We start from the raw sequence: 21,188 nt of genomic DNA on the forward strand, positions 1-21,188 counted from the left end.
CCTCCCGCAGGGGCTTTCTCCGGATGCTCAGGAAATGATGACAAATGGGAGCTTAATAGAAAATGCCGAAGCTTATTAATATTGATAATGCATTCAGCGCTTTCATCTTGTCGAAAAAGTCACAGATCCATATTTTCATTGAGTGAAGTGTCTATTTGCTATAAAGAAACCATGGCTTAAGATGATTTAGAATTTTGCTCCTTATTGAAGAGAAAATAGGCTTAATATAGAAAAATAGTAGCCTTTAAGTTATAACTATATAAAAAATCCTCTTATTTCAGCCAAGATGGATTTTAGTTATATGGCTAAAATAAGAGGATTTTATCTTTTAAATTTCAATTTATGATTTTATCTTGATAGAGATAGACTCTTTTTCATCAGACTCCGCGTATGGTGTTGATGACATTGTTATCTTTATTTATTATATTTTTCAAGTAATCCGATTGCTACTTCGTCACCCAAGTCTCTTGCTTTTTGCAAATTTGAGATTCCCTTTTCCATTTGTTTCTGTTGAACTTGGATATACCCTAACATACGGTATGCCGGTGCATTTTGAGGATCGATGGATATAGCCTTCTCAAGTGCTTGAATAGCTTCTTCTACTTGATTGACACGTAAACATACACCTCCTTTTTCTACCCAGTAATTAACATTGTTCGGATCTAATTCTACAGCTTTGTTTATGTCATCAATTGCTTGCTGGTACATGCGGCATTGCATTTCAGCCTGCATACGAGTGAGATAAAATTCAGCAGAAACTTGTCCCAGCATGGCATCGTAAAAGTCATTATAGTCTGCTACCGCTCCTCGATAATCCTCTATTGCAATTTTTGCACCTGCGCGTTCATACAAATAAGGAGCTGCATCTTCTCCATAAGGCTTATTAAATCGTGCAACGGCACTATCCATTAGGGCAACAACTTCCTTTTTGTCTACTCCTTCCATCAAGTCTTTGGCTTTAGCGCTCGAATAGAATGTTGCAGCGGAAGCAAGCGGGCTCTTGTTTACCTTGTCGTAAGCCGTAAAGGCTTCTGCATATTTCTGCATGGCGAAATAAATATCTCCTTGTACTTGATAGTATATAGGTTGCTGAGCTATTTGGATAGCCTCATTGATTTCATTTAGTGCACGGTCGAAAGTCCAGTCGGCATAAGTAGGTTTATCTCCTTTATTCAATTGATAACTGTAAATCAGTTTAGAAATATTATAGTGAGCATCATCCTTTTGCTTCGATAAATCAAGCATTTTGTTCATGTCCTCGGTTGCCAGAGCATTGTGAGCATCATCACCGTAATTCATATAACAAGTAGCCCGACGCAGATATCCTTCCTGATTTTCCGGGTATTTGGCAATAAAATCGTTCAACAGGTTCAGATAGCTGTCACGGTCGAGTGTAGATGCTGCCATATAGAGGTATACCAATGCCTGAGATTCATCCTCAGGAAGCCCTTTCTTTATGCCAATAGACTTAAGAGTAAGATCGTTTACCGATAGGGCACTAATCGAAAGAGAAGATGCATAGGTAACTCCGATGGCATAACTTTCCTTACTTTCCGGATCAGAATTTTTCTGGATTAACCCCAGAACTTCTCCGTTTGCATTCATTACTGGACAGCTTACTGTTTTGTCTGTAGTTTGCATATTCAGCGTATAGTAGAAAGAATTGTTGCCTATCGTATCAATTTTGGCTATTGTACCATTTTGTCCATCGGCCGATTTTTGAGTGGAGTATGGAAGCAAATAAACTGTTTCACCCAGTGTCGCGGTCTGTGAAGCAGGTTGAAGTGCGGCAGCCTTTTTGTCAAATTCAGTTTTGAACTTAACAACATCGTAAATATCGTTTGCACCCATAATATATTTTACGGGTAGCTCTTTACCGTCTGCTGTTACGATGACTGCATGATCTGCTCCTTTGAAGAGTGTATAATCAGATACGGCAGTTCCTTGTTCGTCGATATAGAATCCGTTTCCCGTATTTAATATTTGGTTCTCTTTGTTATAAGTTATAACAGAAAAGACCGCTTTTCTGGCTTTGCTTGCCCATTTGGGAAGCTCTTGTGAGAATCCCGTAAGGAATGACATTCCACAAGCTAATATAAGTATTGTCTTTTTCATGTACTTTTACGTTTATGTTTTATTCTTCATTTGTGAATCCACGCTGCTTGATAGCTTCGTAGATAAGGATACCTGCTGCAACTGATACGTTAAGTGACTCGATGGAGCCGAACAGTGGAATCTTAATCCATTCATCGCATAAAGCAAGATGTTCGTAAGGTACTCCCGTATCTTCTGCTCCCATAATAATACAAGTAGGGTCTGTATATGTTGCTTTTGTATAATCGTAGTCACCCTTTTCGGTCGCAGCTACAATTTTAAACCCACTTTCTTTCAGGAACTTAATCGTATTGGTAAGATTATTCTCACGGCATACAGGGATGGTGTGCAATGCACCGGCAGAAGTCTTGATGGCATCGGCATTTACACTGACACTATTTTTCGAAGGGATAATGATAGCATCGACTCCGGCACATTCACAGGTACGTGCGATAGCTCCAAAGTTTCGTACGTCAGTAAGCCCGTCCAGCATAATCAGCAGCGGGTTCTTTCCTTGTTCGAAGAGGAAAGGTACGATGTCCTCCGTACGTTGATAGGTGATAGGGGAGATAAATGCTATTACTCCCTGATGATTCTTTTTCGTGATACGGTTGATGCGTTCCACAGGGACACGCTGTACAGGGATAAATGTATCTTTCAGTACGGCAAAGAGTTCTTTCGAGAGATCACTCTGAATGTCTTTTTTCACCAGTACTTTATCTATTTCCTTACCTGCCTGTATGGCCTCTATGACGGCTCTTACGCCGAATATCATTTCATTTTTTTCAATCATATCTTTTTATTTTCGTTTTTTTAAAGACTTGAGTTTCCTTCCAGTAGCGCACGAGCATTGTTCAGTGCCGCTTCTGTAAGTGTGCTTCCACTCAGCATATTGGCAATCTCCTGTACACGTTCTTCCTGTGTAAGCAGTCGGATATGGCTGTTGGTCCCCGTTTCGGTATCCTCTTTATACACCTTGTAATGGGAAGTGCCTCGTGCCGCAATCTGTGGCAGATGAGTTATACTGATAACCTGACGGTTCTGGCGTCCCATATCCTGCATGATAAGTGCCATCTTTTCTGCAATCGAACCAGATACTCCAGTGTCGATTTCATCGAAGATTATAGTTGGAAGCTTCACTGCTCCGGCAATCATGGCTTTCAGTGAAAGCATGACACGAGCAATTTCTCCTCCTGAAGCGATAGATGCCACATTTTGCAATGTCCCGTTTTTGTTGGCAGAAAAAAGAAATGTTACACTATCCATTCCTTTGGCATCCGGTTCCTTACGTGGAGTCAGTTCCACGGCAAAGCGTACATTGGGCATTCCTAATGGAACGAGCAATGACTTCATGTGCTCCTCTATATGGCGTGCAGATGTTGTACGGAGTCCGGTCAGTAGCGAAGCCTGTTTCAGTACCTCATCATACAACTGTGCTTTGTGATTGTTTAGCTCAGCAATACGGTCATCGAAGGAAGTAATGGCATTCAGTTGCTTGCGGTAATTGTCTGTCAGCTCGATGAGTGCTTCTACCGAATCGACTTTGTGCTTTTGCTGAAGGCTGTAAATCTGGTTCAATCGTTCGTTTACATAATCCAGTCGTGAAGGATTGAACTCGATTTCCTCTTCGGCTCCTGCCAGGTCGTGGGCTATATCTTTCAGTTCGATGTAGCAACTGTTCAGCCGTTCAGTCCATTCTGCAGCCGGAGCATATACACGTGCTATGTTCTGCAAGGTTTGCATACATTCCTTAGTCTGTGAAAGCGCTCCACCTTCTTCACCGTCTATCAACTGTTCTGCCTTGTACAGTCCAGCTTTGATATCTTCTGCATGGCTCAAGGTTTCAGCTTCCTGTTCCAGCTCACTCTGTTCTCCTTCTTTCAGATTAGCTTCTTCCAGTTGTTCCAACTGGAAACGAATGTAATCTTCATCCTTGCGGCTTTTCTCAGCCTGTTCGATAAAATCTTCCAGTTCACGGCATACCTGCCTGTAGTCTGCATATACTTGCTGGTACTGGGCAAGTTGTTTATCATCCTGCGCCAGAATATCCAGTATATTCAACTGGAAACCCTCTTTGTTGAGTAGCAGGTTCTGATGTTGACTATGTACATCAATCAGTTTCTCTCCCAGAACTTTCATCTGAGCCAGTGAGGCTGGAGTATCGTTTATGAAAGCACGACTCTTTCCGTTTGCCGAAACCTCCCGTCGCAGAATACATTCTTCGGGATCATATTCGATGTCGTTTTCGGCAAAAAAAGATTCCATGCCATAGCTGGAAATGCGGAACCGGGCTTCGACAATACATTTGGATGCTCCGTTCTTGATAGCTTTTACATCGGCACGCTGGCCCAATAGTAGACCAATCGCCCCCAGAATGATAGATTTTCCGGCTCCCGTTTCGCCTGTAATGACCGAAAAGCCGGATGAAAAGTCAATGTCCAGCTTGTCGATCAATGCATAGTTCTGTATATAAATAGACTGTAACATACGTATTCCTTTCGGTTTACTTAATGGAGTATGGCAGCAAGTTTATCGATGATATCTTCCGCCACTTCCTTCTTTCCTTTCAGGGGATAAGGCGTTTTTCCCTGTCGGTCGATAATCGTGATTTTATTGGTATCACAACGGAAACCGGCACCTTTGTCGTTCAGCGAGTTGAGTACAATGAAATCGAAGTTCTTCCGTTCCAGCTTGTCCTGAGCATGCTGCACTTCATCGTTGGTTTCCAGAGCAAAGCCAACCAGACACTGATGCGGTTTCTTTTCCTTGCCCAGTGCTGCTGCGATATCCTGAGTCGGTTTCAGACGTAGAACCAGATCTTCTTTTTCACGTTTGATCTTATGGTCGGCAGTCTGTTCCGGTGTAAAGTCGGCTACTGCTGCGCACAGAATACCAGCATCTGCTCCGGCATATGCCTCTTTTGCAGCAAGATACATCTGTTCTGCACTTTCCACATCTATCCGATGGATGCGCGGATGTACGGCGTTCATGTTTACCGGTCCGCTAATAAGTGTGACTTCTGCTCCCCGTTCGGCACAGACCTCTGCCAGGGCATAGCCCATCTTTCCCGAAGAATAGTTTCCGATAAAACGTACCGGATCTATCTTTTCGTAAGTCGGGCCAGCGGTAATCATTACCTTTTTGCCTTTCAGGTCCTCCTGTCGGGCAAAGAAAGCCTCCAGTACCTCCACAATCTTTTCCGGCTCTTCCATTCTTCCTTTTCCCACCAGGTGACTGGCAAGCTCGCCCGAAGCCGGTTCGATGATGTGATTTCCGTACGAACGGAGAATATCGAGGTTATGCTGTGTAGAAGGATGAGCAAACATATCCAGGTCCATTGCCGGAGCCACGAACACGGGAGCTTTCATAGAAAGGTAAGTAGTAACCAGCATATTATCGGCTATCCCGTGTGCCATCTTACCGATGGTTGAAGCAGTAGCAGGAGCTATAACCATAGCATCAGCCCATAATCCCAGATCTACGTGACTGTGCCATGTTCCGTCGCGCTGCGAGAAAAACTCGCTGATGACAGGCTTGCTGGTCAGCGCCGAAAGTGTAATAGGAGTAATGAATTCTTTTCCGGCAGGAGTGATGACAATCTGTACCTCTGCACCTTTTTTTATCAGGAGGCGTGTAAGCACGGCTGCCTTGTAGGCGGCAATACTTCCCGTAATGCCCAATACTATTTTTTTCCCTTTCATTCTGTTTATTTCACCAATCCGCTTTCGCGCAATCTGATTTTAGTCAGTACATTTTTAGTATTCAGTGTAAAATCTCCGTTCAGGATCCAGCCATAATACCCCGGATCACGTTGCAGAACTTCGGCTACCGGTATACCTTTGTATTTACCAAAGTTGAAGACTTCCACACCATTATCGTCGAATACAATGCGTCCTGCAAAATCTACATTTTTGCTGTAAGTAGAATAATCGGACAAAAACTTGATATCGTTTTCCAGTACATCGGGATAACGGTCGAGCTGAGCTTTCAGTACTTCATATGTAGCGCGTGTATCAGCTTCTGCGGTGTGAGCGTCTTCCAGATTCTTGCCGCAGTAGAACTTGTAGGCAGCCGAAAGTGTACGCTGTTCCAGCTTGTGATAGATAACCTGGACGTCGATAAACTTACGCTTAGTCAGGTCTATATCAATACCGGCACGCAGAAATTCTTCTACCAGCACGGGCACATCGAAACGATTGGAATTGAATCCGGCAATATCTGCTCCCTCCAGATCACGGGCAATATCCTTGGCTACTTCCTTGAATGTCGGACAGTCTGCCACATCCTCGTCGTGTATGCCATGTATAGCTGTAGAGGCTTCCGGAATGTGCATTTCTGGGTTGATACGCATGGTCTTACTTTCTTCGTTTCCGTTTGGATAAACTTTCAGGTAACAGATTTCGACGATACGGTCAATATTTATATTTGTTCCCGTGGTTTCCAGATCGAAGAAAATCAGGGGATTCTTTAAATTCAGTTTCATAAAATAGAAATATTTGTTTCGGCACTGCCTGTCTTTTCGGTGAACTCTTCTCATTGCCGGGTGGACAAATCCGATATGCGGAGTCTTTCGCCAATGAGAAGGGCAGGCCGACTTTGTTTGTTTTTTATCAATCGTTCAGCATCATTGGCATCAGCAGCATGAGGATGTCTTCGTTTTCTTCCTGTTCTTCCGGAACGATGACTCCTGCGCGTGACGGATCTGCCAGTTCGATTACCACATTCTGTGATGAGAGGTTGTTCAGGATGTCGATCAGGAAAGAAGACTTGAATCCGATGCTCATGGCATTTCCTTCGTACTGGCAGATGATTGTTTCTTCGGCCGAGGTAGAGAAGTCGATGTCCTGTGCAGAAATCTTCATCTGGTTTTCCGACAGACTCAGCTTAATCAGGCTGCTTGCCTGTGAAGAGAATACCGACACACGGCGAAGTGCGCTGATAAACGAAGCACGATCGATGATAGCCTTGTGCGGATTGTTCTGAGGAATGACCGAATTGTAGTTCGGGTAACGGCCTTCTATCAGGCGGCAGACCATGCGGTAATTATCCAGTGTAAACGAAGCGTTACGGTCGTCGAATCCGATTTGTACGTCACCTTGTTCTTTCGGCAGTAAGTTCTTCAGCAAGTTTGCCGGCTTCTTGGGCAGGATGAATGCAGCTTTCTCGTCGCTGTGCGCAGCAAAAGTCTTGCAGCGTACCAGTTTATGACCGTCGGACGCTACAAGAGTGATGTCTTCCGGAGTTATGTCGAAATAAATACCGTTCATTACCGGGCGTAATTCGTCGTCGGCAGTTGCGAAGATACAGCGGTTCACGCCACCCATCAGTACATCGGCCGGCATGTTTACCTGAACTGCATTGCTGCCCAGTTCCTGAGTCTGCGGATATTCGTCAGCATTTTGTCCCATTAAGCTATATTTACCGTTCTGGTATTGTACAGTAATCTCCAGATTGCTGGGGTTTATCTGGAAACTCAAAGGCTGTTCCGGAATTTCTTTCAGGGCTTCCAGTAAGGTCTTGGAAGAAACGGCCAGACGTCCGTCGCCGTCGAACTCGTTTACTTCGATGGAAGTCGACAATGTAGTTTCATTGTCGGACGCAGTCATCGACAGTGTTCCGTCCTGCAACTCCAGAAGGAAACAGTCAAGTATCGGTAAGGAATTCTTTGAGTTGATAACACGACTGATAGCCTGTAAGTGGCTGAATAAGGCTGTACTTGAAACAATAAATTTCATGGTCTTTCTTATATTAATTATTTTCTAAGTTATATCATCAGATACTTCTGCAACGGGCTCTGCCGTCGGGAAGAAAACATACTTTGTTGCATGCTGTTTATCTTGCCAAAGTTACGAAAAGATTGTAGAAGCATCGCAAAAAAGAGGGTAAAAATTAGTTTACTTGTTCAGAAAAGCGTAATTTCGTGACCGATTTAAAAACTAAAAATATGGAATTAGCAGGAAAAGTGATAGCAGTTCTTGAGCCCAGAGGTGGTGTTTCAAAGAATGGTAATGAATGGAAGGTGCAGGAATATGTCATCGAAACTCACGATCAGTATCCTCGCCGGATGTGCTTCGATGTGTTTGGTGCAGACAAGATACAGCAGTTCAATATTCAGGTAGGGGAGGAATTGAATGTCTTCTTCGATATTGATGCACGCGAATGGCAGGGACGTTGGTTCAACAGTATCCGTGCGTGGAAGGTAGAACGTGTAGGTGCTGCTCAGCAGATGCCGCCGATGGATGCTCCTTTCCCGCCGATGAACGCAGCTCCGGCTGCTCCCGTAGATTTTGCGGCTTCGGACGAAAAAGACGATCTGCCTTTCTGATTTTTCTGCTGGCAGATGAAATAATACCGGACCCGTGCAGGTTGTTTTCCAATATATACCTGTACGGGTTCGTTGTTTGTAAATATATGCATCCGACGATTATTTGAAATCGGCTGGATATGCAAGTAACTGATACATGATGGCTTTTGCCATACGGTAGTGTCCGTTGGCATTCGGATGCAGGCGGTCGGTCGTCGCATCGTGAAAATATTGAGAATGCTCATCAAACATCGGGTAGAGTCCGCAGATACTGTTCAGGTCGATTACCGGAACAGCCCATACGTTTCCGGCTTCCTTTATCACGTTTACATATTCGTCTACGTAGAGGCCCAGCTTGTTGGGAAACGCTTCTTCCGGCTGAATGTTGTTGTTGCTGAAGCGGGCCTGTGCACGGTGTATCGGTGTCAGCAGGATGATTTGTTTGGTCGGGAAGTTCTGCTTCAGGTAACTTAGTGCCTCGTTGATTCGTCCCCGGAACGTGTTGCTGTTCAGGTCGGCACTGCGTTTCTTACGTACTTCCTTGCCTCCGCCTTTTACGGTCGTTTCTTCGTAATTGAACGTGTACCATTCTCCTAAAGGTACTCCGGCATTATAATCGTTTGTTCCGGCAAAAATAATGATGGCGTCTACGTCATCCCCAACGTCTGCTTTCAGCTTTTGAGCTTGTTTCAAGATACCGTTCCACTGATTGCCGTTGATGCCGTATACCAATGGCTCGAGTCCCAGCATTTCGGCCAGGTACTGCCAGTAATTTTTGGTGGTTCCTACGTGTATCTTGTCGGTGATAGAGTCACCCAGAAAGGCGACTTTTTTTCCGTTCCATTGATTTTGCCGGATGCATTCTGTTGCTTCGGGCTCATTTGTCGTTGCCATGCCGGGAATCGTCTGAGAGGAGAGGAGAAGTCCCGAAAGTAAGCATGCCATATATTTTGTGTACATGATATTTGTATTTCTTTGTGTTTTGGATAAGGAATGAAAATAAGGCACAGATAACACGGGATAACATACCGGCTTTGATTCCGGTAGCCCATGTAGTCTGTGCCTCCTTCTGAAAGTGGTTTTATTCTTTTATTCCCACTCGATTGTGGCGGGTGGTTTTGAAGAAATATCGTAGCAAACGCGGTTTACGCCTTTTACCTTGTTGATGATGTCGTTCGAAACCTTTGCCATAAACTCATAAGGCAGATGAGCCCAGTCGGCAGTCATGGCATCGGTACTTGTAACGGCACGCAAAGCAACGGCACGTTCGTAAGTACGTTCGTCACCCATAACACCTACGCTCTGTACCGGAAGCAAGATAACTCCAGCCTGCCATACCTGATGGTAAAGCGAAGTTTCATTGCCGTTGGCGTCGGTAACCTTCCAGTCGCGCAAGCCTTGGATGAAGATATCGTCAGCATCTTGCAGGATACGTACCTTTTCGCGTGTGATATCGCCCAGAATACGTACGGCAAGTCCCGGTCCCGGGAACGGATGGCGGGTAATGAGGTGTTCCGGCATACCCAGCTCGCGACCTACACGGCGTACTTCATCCTTGAACAACAGGCGGAGAGGTTCGCAAAGTTTCAGGTCCATCTTTTCGGGCAGACCACCAACATTGTGATGACTCTTGATAACAGTTCCTGTAATAGACAAAGACTCGATGCAGTCTGGGTAGATAGTACCCTGAGCCAGCCATTTCACGTCTTTTATTTTGTGAGCTTCTTCGTCGAAGACGTCGATGAAGCCTTTACCGATAATCTTACGCTTGCGTTCCGGTTCGGTTACGCCTGCCAGTTCGCTGAAGAACTTTTCGCTGGCATCTACGCCGATAACGTTCAGGCCCAGACATTCATAGTCGTGAAGAACGTTCTTGAATTCGTTCTTACGCAGCATACCGTGGTCTACGAAAATACAAGTCAGGTTCTTGCCGATAGCCTTGTTCAGCAGTACGGCTGCTACCGATGAGTCTACACCGCCGCTCAGTCCGAGAACAACTTTGTCGTCACCCAGTTGCTTTTTCAACTCGGCAACAGTCGTTTCGATGAACGATGCAGCACTCCAGTCCTGCTTACCTCCACAGATATCTACTACGAAGTTCTTCAGCAACTGTGTACCATCTTCTGTATGGAATACTTCCGGATGGAACTGTACGCCCCAGAGCTTTTCACCTTTTGCCTGATAAGCTGCTACTGCAACCTTGTCGGTAGAGGCAATGATTTCAAAATTTTCGGGGATAGCTGTAATGGTATCTCCGTGGCTCATCCACACCTGAGAGTTTTCGCGGATGCCTTTCAACAACGGGTTCTCGTGGTCGAACTTGGCCAGATGTGCACGTCCGTATTCACGTGTGTTGGCAGGTTCAACTTTACCTCCGTTGGTATACGCCATGAACTGTGCGCCGTAGCAGATACCCAAGATAGGATATTTGCCGCGAATATCGGTCAAATCAACTTTGAAGGCCTTTTCATCGTATACAGAGAAGGGGCTTCCTGAGAGGATGACACCGATAACCGACGGATCATTGTGGGGAAACTTGTTGTAGGGAACAATCTCGCAATACATGTTCAGTTCGCGTACGCGGCGGCCGATGAGCTGCGTGGTCTGTGAACCAAAGTCGAGAATAATGATTTTTTCCTGCATATTTTATTCTGTAAAATTTTCTATGCGTGCAAAGATACTCATATTTTTTTATAAATGCTACAAGTGCTTCGGAAAACGTGGGCATCTTTCGCCAAAAATGTCTCGACGTTTTTTTATTTTTTGTACAGAAAATAAAATCTTTTGTACAAATTTTATTCGTCGCGTCTGGACTGGTTCTGAATGATGTCAGGATGTCTTTCTGTAAAGATGGCCTTGTACAGAACTTGCTTATGCCAGTTGCCGCACGTGTCTGTGTGTTTTCTCCGGCCTTTTTGCATAATGCATTTTCCGTTTGTTGCACTCTGTTCTCCTGGAAATGCTATTCCTTTTTAGTTGCCTTTTGAGTTGTTTTATTGTCTGGAAAGCTTTGCAGGAATATTCTCCTTATATATTATAGATAGCGAAACGGGCAGAACGCATATCGGGAAAAACGCTGCTGGGTAAGGCAGACGAAATGGTTACTTAATAATATATAAAGGAGAATGGAAAGCAATCCGTAGACCGATTGCAATAAAGGCTGGGAAGAGGTTGGTGTTTGTCCCGAAGGACAGAAAGGAGTATTGCATGGTGTGAAAACAATCTACGTGTAAAGTACGGATTGCAAAATGACATGAAACGGAGTTTGCAACAAAGCTTTCCATGAAAATTACTGAAAAAACAAATCGATTTTTTCTTAATTTTAATACTTTTCGTGCCCAAGTTCAAAAAGAAATTCTTATTTTTGCAACGCAATCAGGAAAGAAGAGGTAGATAAATCCTGAATACCTGAGGGCTGAGATTTAAAAAAGCGAGTGTTTTAAAATTGAATTATAAAACCTTTAAAATTTAAACAAAATGATTAAAGTAGGTATTAACGGTTTCGGTCGTATCGGCCGTTTCGTATTCCGCGCAGCTCAAAACAGAAACGATATCCAGATCGTAGGTATTAACGACTTGTGCCCGGTTGATTACTTGGCTTACATGTTGAAATATGATACAATGCACGGTAAATTCAACGGAACTATCGAAGCAGACGTTGAAAACAGCAAATTGATTGTTAATGGCAAAGAAATCCGTGTAACAGCTTGCAAAGATCCTAAAGAATTGGCTTGGAACGAAGTAGGTGCTGAATACGTAGTAGAATCTACTGGTTTGTTCTTGACTAAAGAAAAAGCTCAGGCTCACATCGAAGCTGGTGCTAAATATGTTGTAATGTCAGCTCCTTCTAAGGATGACACTCCGATGTTCGTTTGCGGTGTTAACGAAAAGACTTACGTTAAAGGTACTCAGTTCGTTTCTAACGCTTCTTGTACTACTAACTGCTTGGCTCCTATCGCTAAGGTTTTGAACGACAAATGGGGTATCACTGATGGTTTGATGACTACAGTTCACTCAACTACTGCTACTCAGAAAACTGTTGACGGTCCTTCTATGAAAGACTGGAGAGGTGGTCGTGCTGCTTCTGGTAACATCATCCCGTCTTCAACTGGTGCTGCTAAGGCTGTAGGTAAAGTTATCCCGGCTTTGAACGGTAAACTGACTGGTATGTCTATGCGTGTTCCGACTTTGGATGTATCTGTAGTTGACTTGACTGTTAACTTGGCTAAACCGGCTACTTACGCTGAAATCTGCGCTGCTATGAAGGAAGCTTCTGAAGGCGAATTGAAGGGTATCCTGGGTTACACTGAAGATGCAGTTGTTTCTTCTGACTTCTTGGGTGACACTCACACTTCTATCTTCGATGCTAAAGCTGGTATCGCTTTGACTGATACTTTCGTTAAGGTTGTTTCTTGGTATGACAACGAAATCGGTTACTCTAACAAAGTATTGGATCTGATCGCTCACATGGCTTCTGTAAACTGCTAATCAGTTAAAATAACCATATAGCGGAGCCGCTCGGTTTTTACCGGGCGGCTTTTTTATTTTTATATCTGTAGGCTTTTTTGGTTGGGAGGGGCTTGGGTATTTTATAGTTGTTTGTACTTTTGTTTGCCTTGTCAGAGCTGTTTTTTTGGGTGGAAGTAGAGGGGTGTGGGTGCTTGGCTCGTATCAGAGAGGAAGTAGCTTTGGCGCGTGTTGTTATTTCTTGCTGAGGCAAGGAATTGTATTTGCTGTTGAGGGATTTCGATGTTGAGGCTATAAAAAGGATTTGTCTTTGGTGAATAGTTGGCTCTGACTGGGCGATAATGAAGGAACTGTATTGTTGGAAGTGGCCAGATTAGGGAATGTCTTGGAGGCAGACGAGAAGGTGTCTGGGAAGAGAAGTGTTAGGCTGTTGTTTGTGTTTGCTTTGTTGTATTGGAAAAGCTTGTTGTGAGGTAAGGGAAGACTCTTTGGGTGAGATTGGAAGAAGATATGGATAAAAAAATATCCTGAATATATCTTCTGAAAAAGATATATTCAGGATAGAAATATGTCCTTAGGTAAGAGCGGTATTGCTTTATCTCTGTACCGGATTTGTATAGATGATGCTCATCTTTATTCGCTGACTCTCGTCTGAAGAATTATTTAAGTCTTTTCCTCCTACGAGCATTGCGGAGTTCACATTCAAGTCATTTTCTACACCTATTATATTGCCTTGTGAGTCGCTTTCTGTGGTTACAGGAACAAGGAGCAGCTTATTGTAGTCTTTATGTTCGCTTTTCCATTTGTTCCACTCACTTTCTCCCTTTTCAATTTCAGGTCTGATTTCACTGAAAATATAAGATATCAGACGGTTCAGTTTAGAGAACTCGTATGAATTTGAGCTGGAATTATATGTAGAAAGGAATGTGGTTTTATTATCATATACCTTATTGTTTTCGAAGAAATCTTTCATCTCGTCCTTTCGTACCATGAGCAGGGTACTGGGAGTTCCCATCTTGAACGGGCTGTCACTCTGGTCTTTCAGTTTCTGGAATGAAACGGATATTGAGTTTAGCGTATCGTTTTTATGGACTTCATACATTTCTTCGATTGGTAGAGTTACCTCTGTGCATAGACCTGCCGGAGTTTTCAGGTAGGTACATTTGGCGTCATTTACCAGTTCTTTCATGCCGGAGTTCTTAAAACGAGTCGACATGAATACTTCTTTGGTAGACGACATGGGCACGATTGTGTGTACAAGTGTATCTTTGTCTTCCGATGTCTTTGTCCAATAAGCAATAGTCAGATGCAAATAGATGTCGGATATGTAAAGAATAGAACCTTCACCGCTGGTAGTATGTATATAGAATCCTTTCAGAACATTGTTGATGAATGATTCAGAATCCTTGAAGTAGGGATGTACTGTTTTGCCGTTTACGGTTTCTGTATAATTGTATTTCTCCAGAAAATTCTTGCAGAAATCAGTTCCCAGGTCGATAGAAACATTCGGATAATATCCGTCTTCACTTCTGACTGAGTCGGAGATTGTACGGTCGTATGCCGAATAGTCTTTTATAGCCAGGGGGGAAGCATTCTGATCGTAATATGCTGTCGGGTCAAGATTGCTGTAATATAAAGCTTTATCTGTACCGTCGTCTTTGATAGCCTTAGTCAGAGGGTCTACTTGTACACGAAGACTGGCCAGAGAGTCTCCGAAATAGCTTGTGTAATACAATCCCAGTTTGGCAGTCTTGATTTCTTCTATTCTGTCGGGCAAGATGAAATTTTCAGGACAATTTATCTGGACAAGAAAATCAGAACTGAAAGTTCCATAATCTTTGTCTGTAAATTTTCCCAGATAAGCTGTGCTTGAACGTGAATATACGGAGTCCAGAAGATGAGATTCGGTCTCGATTACGTACGAATCTGCTTTTGCTGGAATCATATCGGCATCGGCCACGAATTGACCGATCCCCGTCGTTTCATCATCACAACTGTAGAGTGTGGCGGCAATACCTAATGCTACCAAGAACTTGAGTTTCATTGTTTCAAATTAATTTTGTACGTTTAGAGGTTTTATTCGGCATCTTCCCATACTTTGTCGTATAAAGCATTGCATGCATCGGCATAAGTATCTTCGGGTTGATAGTCGACTACCGGAATATTTAGACTGCGTGCATAGTCCATAATTGCCGGATTTACATTTTCGCTGTTTTGCACAACTCCGTCGGAATAGGTGATGGCAAGCTTGCACAACTCGTCATAATTGACAGGGTCGCTTATCATGTTCAAATCTTCAGGAGTAATATCTCTGAATAAAATTTGTCCTTTAAAGTTTGGTACAAGATTCGATTTAAATCCGTCGCCGTAAACCGAAAAGATTACTTTGGAATCTCTGAATGACGGTTCGTCGTAATATGCCTTTTTGATGAACAAAGGAACTACTGCGCTCATCCATCCGTGGCAGTGGATTATATCTGGACACCAGCGAAGCTTCTTGACGGTTTCCAGTACGCCGCGGGCATAAAAAATAGCACGCTCGCCGTTGTCTTCATATTCCTTACCCTCTTCGTCGGTAGTCATCAGGCGGTGCTGGAAATAATCATCGTTATCGATAAAGTAAACCTGACGGCGTGCTGCCTGAATAGAAGCTACCTTGATGATCAAAGGATGGTCTGTATCATCGATGATGATGTTCATTCCTGATAGGCGGATGACTTCGTGTAGCTGGTTACGGCGTTCGTTTACATTTCCCCATTTAGGCATAAATGTACGAATTTCACGTCCTTTGTCTTGAATAGCTTGTGGCAAGTTTTGACCGATTAGAGATAATTCACTTTCGGGTACGTAAGGGGTAATTTCTTGTGTAATGAATAATACTTTTTTCGCGCTCATGTTATTTTATTAGTTGCTCATAAACATTTTGCAAAGATATAAAAAAAATGGACGAGAAAGGCAAGTACCCTCCGTTATTTATTCCTTATAGTTTGTTAACGACTTGTAAAATAACGTGTTGCAAATGAAACTATTTCGTCAGGCAATCAACTCTTGGATAAAAAACTTTGCTGTTTTTTATCAATCTGTTTTATTATGTGGTAAAAATATGGTTACTTTGCACCCGATTTTGGAAAACTATTGGTTTAATAATCAAAGAAAATGAAGCTAATTCAAACTATTCAAGAACTTCGTACGGAGTTGGATTCACTTCGTAAGGAAGGAAAGACCATCGGATTGGTGCCTACTATGGGTGCCTTGCATGCAGGTCACGCTTCGCTTGTAAAACGTGCTGTTGCCGAAAATGATGTTGTGGTAGTGAGCGATTTTGTGAATCCCACTCAGTTTAACGACAAAAATGATTTAGTGAAATATCCGCGTACGCTGGATGCTGACTGTAAATTGCTGGAAGCATGCGGAGCTTCGTTTGTGTTTGCTCCGTCGGTAGAGGAGATTTATCCGGAGCCGGACACTCGTCAGTTCAGCTATGCGCCGCTTGATACGGTAATGGAAGGTAAGTATCGTCCGGGGCACTTTAATGGAGTTTGCCAGATTGTAAGTAAACTTTTCCTGATTGTAGAGCCTACACGCGCTTACTTTGGTGAGAAGGATTTTCAGCAATTGGCAATTATCCGCGAGATGGTACGCAAATATCCTTTCAATCTTGAGATAGTGGGTTGCCCGATTGTGCGTGAAGCGGACGGACTGGCCTTGAGTAGCCGTAATGCGCGTTTGAGTGCAGCTCAGCGTATACAGGCTTTGCAAATATCAAAAACTTTGTTTGCCAGTGTGGAATATGCCAAGACACATACTCTTGCTGAAACAAAAACATTTGTGGAAACAAAGATTGCGGAGTCGGATGGCTTAAGACTGGAATATTTTGAGATTGTAGATGGAACCTCATTGCAAACAGTAAATACATGGGATGCCAGCAATTATATTGTGGGATGCATTACTGTTTTCTGTGGCGAAGTCCGCTTGATAGATAATATAAAATATAAGGAGTAAGGTCATGATGATAGAAGTGCTGAAATCGAAAATTCACTGTGTGACTGTAACCGAAGCTAATCTGAACTATATGGGAAGCATCACTATTGATGAAGATCTTATGGATGCTGCCAATATGATTGCAGGAGAAAAAGTTCAGATAGTAGACAATAACAATGGAGAGCGTTTTGAAACCTATATTATAAAGGGAGAACGTGGCTCCGGATGTATTTGCTTGAATGGAGCAGCAGCCCGTAAGGTGCAGGTCGGAGATGTAGTTATTATTATGTCGTATGCTCTTATGGACTTTGAAGAAGCTAAGACTTTTAAGCCGACAGTGATATTTCCTGATACGGTGACTAACAAAATAGTGTAAAATCTATTTGCTTTGTCGTATCTATTTTCTTTTCATGGAGATGGGTATGTCTTGTCCCGTATTGACAATTCGGCCTTTGAATATGTAAAAGATTAATAATCGGTAAAAAGAAAGAACCATGTTTTACTCAATTGTCGTTGAATAGAACATGGTTCTTTTTTTCTTGGTACGTTTACTTTTAGTAAACTAAAGGCTATAATGACTTTTCTTTGATAATACCGGTGCGATAGGCAACAAGCAGTTTTTTTAAGTCTTCTATCTGAATACTTAACTCTTTTCCTTTGTCCGTATCTTTCACCATCATACGTTTACTACTCATTTCGACAATTTGTGTTGTCGATTTAATGTCTAATCCTTCTTCTATTGCCTTTTGAGTCGAAGTGAATGGTTCGTGTTGAACCAGTTGGAAACCACGTGAGTGATAAACCAGTGTATATCCTGCAATACCTGTTTCGGGTTGGTATGCTTTAGAAAAGCCACCGTCTATAACCATTAGTTTGCCGTTGGCTTTGATAGGTTTCTCTCCTTTGACAGCTTTTACCGGTACGTGGCCGTTGATGATATGGCGATGTTCGCCTTCTACGCCGAACTCATCCATTATCATGTCGCATATATCTTCTCGGTCGCGTAATGTATAGTAGAATCCCTTGACTTCTTTATGGGTTTCTTTATCTGCCAGGAAGTAACGTTCGAAGGTAGCCATTTTGCTCTTGTCGAAGGCCGGAGAGTCTTTGCCGCACCATAAATACCATACATAATCGAGCGCAAAAGCTTTTTCTTCGTTGTCGTTTTCTGCAAAGTAAGCGGTACGTATCAGTTGACCTACCCGGCTTAATAGGGCCTTTCCTTTATACTTTTTCCCTAATATTTCAATCTCTTTCAGTGAGCCATCTTCATTAAGAGGCATGGAGGCATGAAATAATAAGTTCGAGTTGCATACATTGTACATACAGCCATAGCGGAAAAGACACTTCATATGTGTGCGTAATTTTTCGCTGCCGGTAAATGAATTATGAAGTTTCTGTACGATGTCTTTTTCTTCTTCTGTCAGTCTGTAGGGATCGGCAGGGTCTACGGTTGGGAATAATCCATCGCGCAGCACATATTCATTTCCGTTTAGTGTGATAACCTTACGGTCGAAATCGATATTTCCCAACAGCAAACGGTCTTCCATCTTAAATTCCGGCCGGCGAAGAATGGTTGCAGCCTCTAACTTAAACTGGATGATGCTGATTGCTTTGTGCATTTGTGCTATCAAACGAATTGTCTTTTCGTTGTATGGACTGACTTCTTTATCTATTTTTGGGGTGAAGCATTTACATGGATCGTCTGCATACATTTCCATGGCAAAAGTAGCTAATGGAAGCAGATTGATACCGTAGCCATCTTCCAAAGCAGATAAATTACCGTATCGCATAGCAAGACGGAGTACATTGGCTATGCAGCAATCATTACCTGAAGCAGCTCCCATCCACAGTATATCATGGTTGCCCCACTGGATATCGAAATTATGATAATTGCATAATGTATCCATTATGATGTGTGGACCAGGACCACGGTCGAATATATCACCTAAGATGTGCAATGAATCAATTGTGAGTCGCTGTATCAGGTTGCACATTGCAACAATAAAGTCGTCGGCACGGTGTGTATCGATGATTGTGCTGATGATGACATTGATATATGCTTGTTTGTTCGGCTCCATGCTGCTTTCGTGGAGTAACTCTTGTATAATGTAAGAGAACTCCTCAGGAAGTGCTTTACGTACTTTCGAACGAGTATATTTGGACGAAACGTTTTGGCAAATCTTTACCAGTTGGTTCAAGGTGATGACGTACCAGTCTACCAAGTCTGTTTCTACTTCTTTTACTAACTGAAGTTTCTGTTCCGGGTAATATATCAGCGTACAAATCTCTTTTTTTTCCATTTCGCGTAGCGTATTCCCGAAAATCTCATTGACTTTTCGTTTGATAGCTCCGGAAGCATTTCTCAATACGTGCTGAAATGCTTCATATTCTCCGTGCAGGTCGGCCAGAAAATGTTCGGTTCCCTTGGGCAGATTCATGATTGCTTCCAAGTTAATGATTTCAGTGCTTGCCGCAGCGATAGTGGGAAAGCTGTGTGAAAGAAGCTCCAGATAGCGGACATCTTTCTGAATCATTTCCTGTGTGATTTGTTTGTAAATTTTCATATTATGGTTCAGGTTAGAATATTATAGGAATATCATTAAAATAAGTTGGGCAATGATTACGCGGATGAACATGCCAAGCGGGTAAACCGTTGCATAACTGATGGCGGGGTTGTCATTGGGAATGATATCGTTGGCATAATTCAGAGCCATCGGATTAGCCATACTGCCACAGAGCATGCCGCATGTATTTCCAAAGTCCATCTTGCATAAGCGAAGAGCTACCAGTGCCATAATCACCACGGGGATAAAAGTTATCAGGAAGCCTATACCTATCCATAAGGCACCTTCCGGTCGCATCACCGTATCGAAGAAATGAGCTCCTGAATCCAATCCCAGGCATGCAAGGTAGAGCGACAGGCCAATGCCTCGCAACATCAGGCTCGCACTACGGGTGGTATAGGTAACCAGGTGCAGGCGTGGTCCATATGATCCGATTAGAATACCTGCGATTATCGGTCCTCCGGCAAGTCCTAATTTGACAGGAGAACTGATTCCCGGAATAGCAATTGGTATGGAACCTACAACCAGTCCTAATACGATGCCGATAAATATGGATCCAAGATTAGGGTCTTTCAAGGTCTTGACTGTATTCCCCAATACTTTTTCTACATTCTTGATTGCTGCTGCTTCACCTACGACGGTAAGACGGTCGCCTAACTGCAAGATAAGTTCTGGGGTAGCCAGCAATTGTACCCCACTGCGTAATACACGACTAATGTTGATTCCATACATATTTCTCAAGCGCAGTGAACCTAATTTCTTGCCGTTTATTTCCGGACGTGAAATTACTATGTGCTTGGAAATTAATTGGCTGTCTATCGCATCCCAGTCGATATCTTCTTTGTTCCAGTCTTTTTTTTCCTGTTCCCCGAAAAGGATTGTCAAAGCTTGTACATCCTTTTCTGTTGTTACAACCAGTAACCGGTCGTTTTCTCTTAAAACTTTCTCAGAAGTCGGGATGCAGACTTGTCCGTTTCTCCACAAACGTGAAATGACAAATTTGGTCGTACTGACGTAGACCAAATCGTGAATGCTTTTATTGAATACAGCAGGGTTGTGTACCTGAAATGTTGCGATGTATGTCTGGTTGGGGTCTTCATGCTCGTGTTGTTCCATATCGGAAGGACGTACAAACAATTTTCTGACTACAATGATAGCCAATATAACTCCTACCACGCCGAGAGGATATGTCACGGCACAACTTAAGGCAGCACCACTGGTTGATTCTCCCAGCTGCTTTAAGGTCTGCTGTGCGGCACCAAGGGCGGGAGTATTAGTAGTCGCTCCACATAAGATACCAACCATGTCGGGCATTGAGATTGGAGTTATTGTCGTAAGCGCAACAACCATAACTGTACCTAACAGAATGACTCCCAGTCCCAACAAATTCAGTTTGCACCCACCTCGCTGGAAAGAACTGAAAAAACCGGGACCAACCTGAAGGCCTAACGCATAGACAAATAAAACGAGTCCGAAGCTTTCTGCATACGATAACATCTGCGGATCAATAGAAAAGCCCATATGTCCGGCAAAAATTCCCATGAAAAATACAAAAGTAACTCCGAGAGATACTCCACAGATATGTAATTTCCCTAATCCAAGTCCGATAGATATGATGAGCGACAGTATAACTACTGCCTGTAATGCTGTATGTTCAAAAAATAAATTATATAACCATTCCATGTTGTAAAGATACATAAAAATAAATTATTATCACCACAAAGGACACAGAGTGACACAACGGAAAGATAAAAGTCTAACGTGTGTAACTCTGT

At 43.0% G+C, this 21,188-nt stretch carries 16 protein-coding genes; 4 read left to right on the top strand and 12 right to left on the bottom strand.

Annotation, left to right across the window (positions count from 1 at the left end; genetic code table 11):
• Nucleotides 1-414 precede the first annotated feature (414 nt).
• The 6 genes from ACZM60_RS03210 to dnaN form a co-directional block, all read right to left on the bottom strand.
• A complete protein-coding gene (locus tag ACZM60_RS03210; protein WP_340320127.1) occupies nt 415-2,115 on the bottom strand; it encodes a tetratricopeptide repeat protein in 1,701 nt (566 codons plus the stop codon).
• Between the two features lie 19 nt (nt 2,116-2,134).
• A complete protein-coding gene (gene rlmB, locus ACZM60_RS03215) occupies nt 2,135-2,887 on the bottom strand; it encodes a 23S rRNA (guanosine(2251)-2'-O)-methyltransferase RlmB (protein WP_021969934.1) in 753 nt (250 codons plus the stop codon).
• Between the two features lie 20 nt (nt 2,888-2,907).
• Nucleotides 2,908-4,581 (bottom strand): DNA repair protein RecN, encoded by a 1,674-nt coding sequence (recN, locus tag ACZM60_RS03220; RefSeq protein ID WP_021969933.1) that lies wholly within the window; start codon nt 4,579-4,581, stop codon nt 2,908-2,910.
• Between the two features lie 20 nt (nt 4,582-4,601).
• Complete coding sequence (gene coaBC, locus ACZM60_RS03225; RefSeq protein WP_489520812.1) at nt 4,602-5,795, bottom strand: bifunctional phosphopantothenoylcysteine decarboxylase/phosphopantothenate--cysteine ligase CoaBC; 1,194 nt, start codon at nt 5,793-5,795, stop codon at nt 4,602-4,604.
• A 5-nt stretch (nt 5,796-5,800) separates the two neighbouring features.
• Nucleotides 5,801-6,577: an exonuclease domain-containing protein gene (locus ACZM60_RS03230; RefSeq protein ID WP_489520813.1), complete on the bottom strand. Its 777-nt coding sequence runs from the start codon at nt 6,575-6,577 to the stop codon at nt 5,801-5,803.
• 127 nt (nt 6,578-6,704) lie between these two features.
• Entirely contained in the window at nt 6,705-7,829 is a 1,125-nt protein-coding gene (gene dnaN / locus ACZM60_RS03235; protein ID WP_489520814.1) for a DNA polymerase III subunit beta, read from the bottom strand.
• Between the two features lie 209 nt (nt 7,830-8,038).
• On the opposite strand from dnaN, the gene ACZM60_RS03240 reads away from it, so the two are divergent.
• Nucleotides 8,039-8,419, top strand: a complete 381-nt coding sequence (locus ACZM60_RS03240; protein WP_021969929.1) for a DUF3127 domain-containing protein — start codon at nt 8,039-8,041, stop codon at nt 8,417-8,419.
• 99 nt (nt 8,420-8,518) lie between these two features.
• Here ACZM60_RS03240 and ACZM60_RS03245 read toward each other — a convergent pair whose 3' ends face one another.
• Together ACZM60_RS03245 and guaA are read right to left on the bottom strand one after the other, a co-directional pair.
• Complete coding sequence (locus tag ACZM60_RS03245; protein WP_021969928.1) at nt 8,519-9,343, bottom strand: SGNH/GDSL hydrolase family protein; 825 nt, start codon at nt 9,341-9,343, stop codon at nt 8,519-8,521.
• Between the two features lie 144 nt (nt 9,344-9,487).
• Nucleotides 9,488-11,041, bottom strand: coding sequence for a glutamine-hydrolyzing GMP synthase (gene guaA / locus ACZM60_RS03250; protein WP_021969927.1), 1,554 nt, complete (start codon nt 11,039-11,041; stop codon nt 9,488-9,490).
• Nucleotides 11,042-11,875: 834 nt separating this feature from the next.
• Here guaA and gap point away from each other — a divergent pair.
• The gene (gene gap, locus ACZM60_RS03255) at nt 11,876-12,886 is read left to right on the top strand and encodes a type I glyceraldehyde-3-phosphate dehydrogenase (RefSeq protein WP_204444500.1); all 1,011 of its coding nucleotides are present in this window, start codon (nt 11,876-11,878) and stop codon (nt 12,884-12,886) included.
• A gap of 574 nt (nt 12,887-13,460) precedes the next feature.
• Here gap and ACZM60_RS03260 read toward each other — a convergent pair.
• Nucleotides 13,461-14,909: a DUF4270 domain-containing protein gene (locus ACZM60_RS03260; protein ID WP_340320124.1), complete on the bottom strand. Its 1,449-nt coding sequence runs from the start codon at nt 14,907-14,909 to the stop codon at nt 13,461-13,463.
• A gap of 32 nt (nt 14,910-14,941) precedes the next feature.
• Nucleotides 14,942-15,760 carry a glycogen/starch synthase gene (locus tag ACZM60_RS03265; protein ID WP_489520815.1) on the bottom strand — a complete coding sequence of 273 codons (819 nt, stop codon included), beginning with the start codon at nt 15,758-15,760 and terminating at the stop codon, nt 14,942-14,944.
• Nucleotides 15,761-16,021: 261 nt separating this feature from the next.
• On the opposite strand from ACZM60_RS03265, the gene panC reads away from it, so the two are divergent.
• Both panC and panD read left to right on the top strand, forming a co-directional pair.
• On the top strand, nt 16,022-16,867 hold the full coding sequence (gene panC / locus ACZM60_RS03270) for a pantoate--beta-alanine ligase (RefSeq protein ID WP_021970905.1): 846 nt from the start codon (nt 16,022-16,024) through the stop codon (nt 16,865-16,867).
• A 4-nt stretch (nt 16,868-16,871) separates the two neighbouring features.
• Entirely contained in the window at nt 16,872-17,222 is a 351-nt protein-coding gene (gene panD, locus ACZM60_RS03275; RefSeq protein WP_021970906.1) for an aspartate 1-decarboxylase, read from the top strand.
• 193 nt (nt 17,223-17,415) lie between these two features.
• On the opposite strand, the gene ACZM60_RS03280 is transcribed toward panD, so the two are convergent.
• Together ACZM60_RS03280 and ACZM60_RS03285 are read right to left on the bottom strand one after the other, a co-directional pair.
• Nucleotides 17,416-19,413, bottom strand: coding sequence for a fructose-bisphosphatase class III (locus ACZM60_RS03280; RefSeq protein WP_021970907.1), 1,998 nt, complete (start codon nt 19,411-19,413; stop codon nt 17,416-17,418).
• Between the two features lie 21 nt (nt 19,414-19,434).
• Entirely contained in the window at nt 19,435-21,096 is a 1,662-nt protein-coding gene (locus ACZM60_RS03285) for a putative transporter (RefSeq protein WP_489520834.1), read from the bottom strand.
• Nucleotides 21,097-21,188: the final 92 nt, after the last annotated feature.

The organism is Phocaeicola sp. (assembly GCF_057861905.1).

What these genes read in the sequence shown, in the direction of transcription:
- ACZM60_RS03210 (WP_340320127.1), bottom strand. Translation starts at nt 2,115, where the DNA reads ATGAAAAAGACAATACTTATATTAGCTTGTGGAATGTCATTCCTTACG.
- rlmB (WP_021969934.1), bottom strand. Translation starts at nt 2,887, where the DNA reads ATGATTGAAAAAAATGAAATGATATTCGGCGTAAGAGCCGTCATAGAG.
- recN (WP_021969933.1), bottom strand. Translation starts at nt 4,581, where the DNA reads ATGTTACAGTCTATTTATATACAGAACTATGCATTGATCGACAAGCTG.
- coaBC (WP_489520812.1), bottom strand. Translation starts at nt 5,795, where the DNA reads ATGAAAGGGAAAAAAATAGTATTGGGCATTACGGGAAGTATTGCCGCC.
- ACZM60_RS03230 (WP_489520813.1), bottom strand. Translation starts at nt 6,577, where the DNA reads ATGAAACTGAATTTAAAGAATCCCCTGATTTTCTTCGATCTGGAAACC.
- dnaN (WP_489520814.1), bottom strand. Translation starts at nt 7,829, where the DNA reads ATGAAATTTATTGTTTCAAGTACAGCCTTATTCAGCCACTTACAGGCT.
- ACZM60_RS03240 (WP_021969929.1), top strand. Translation starts at nt 8,039, where the DNA reads ATGGAATTAGCAGGAAAAGTGATAGCAGTTCTTGAGCCCAGAGGTGGT.
- ACZM60_RS03245 (WP_021969928.1), bottom strand. Translation starts at nt 9,343, where the DNA reads ATGGCATGCTTACTTTCGGGACTTCTCCTCTCCTCTCAGACGATTCCC.
- guaA (WP_021969927.1), bottom strand. Translation starts at nt 11,041, where the DNA reads ATGCAGGAAAAAATCATTATTCTCGACTTTGGTTCACAGACCACGCAG.
- gap (WP_204444500.1), top strand. Translation starts at nt 11,876, where the DNA reads ATGATTAAAGTAGGTATTAACGGTTTCGGTCGTATCGGCCGTTTCGTA.
- ACZM60_RS03260 (WP_340320124.1), bottom strand. Translation starts at nt 14,909, where the DNA reads ATGAAACTCAAGTTCTTGGTAGCATTAGGTATTGCCGCCACACTCTAC.
- ACZM60_RS03265 (WP_489520815.1), bottom strand. Translation starts at nt 15,760, where the DNA reads ATGAGCGCGAAAAAAGTATTATTCATTACACAAGAAATTACCCCTTAC.
- panC (WP_021970905.1), top strand. Translation starts at nt 16,022, where the DNA reads ATGAAGCTAATTCAAACTATTCAAGAACTTCGTACGGAGTTGGATTCA.
- panD (WP_021970906.1), top strand. Translation starts at nt 16,872, where the DNA reads ATGATGATAGAAGTGCTGAAATCGAAAATTCACTGTGTGACTGTAACC.
- ACZM60_RS03280 (WP_021970907.1), bottom strand. Translation starts at nt 19,413, where the DNA reads ATGAAAATTTACAAACAAATCACACAGGAAATGATTCAGAAAGATGTC.
- ACZM60_RS03285 (WP_489520834.1), bottom strand. Translation starts at nt 21,096, where the DNA reads ATGGAATGGTTATATAATTTATTTTTTGAACATACAGCATTACAGGCA.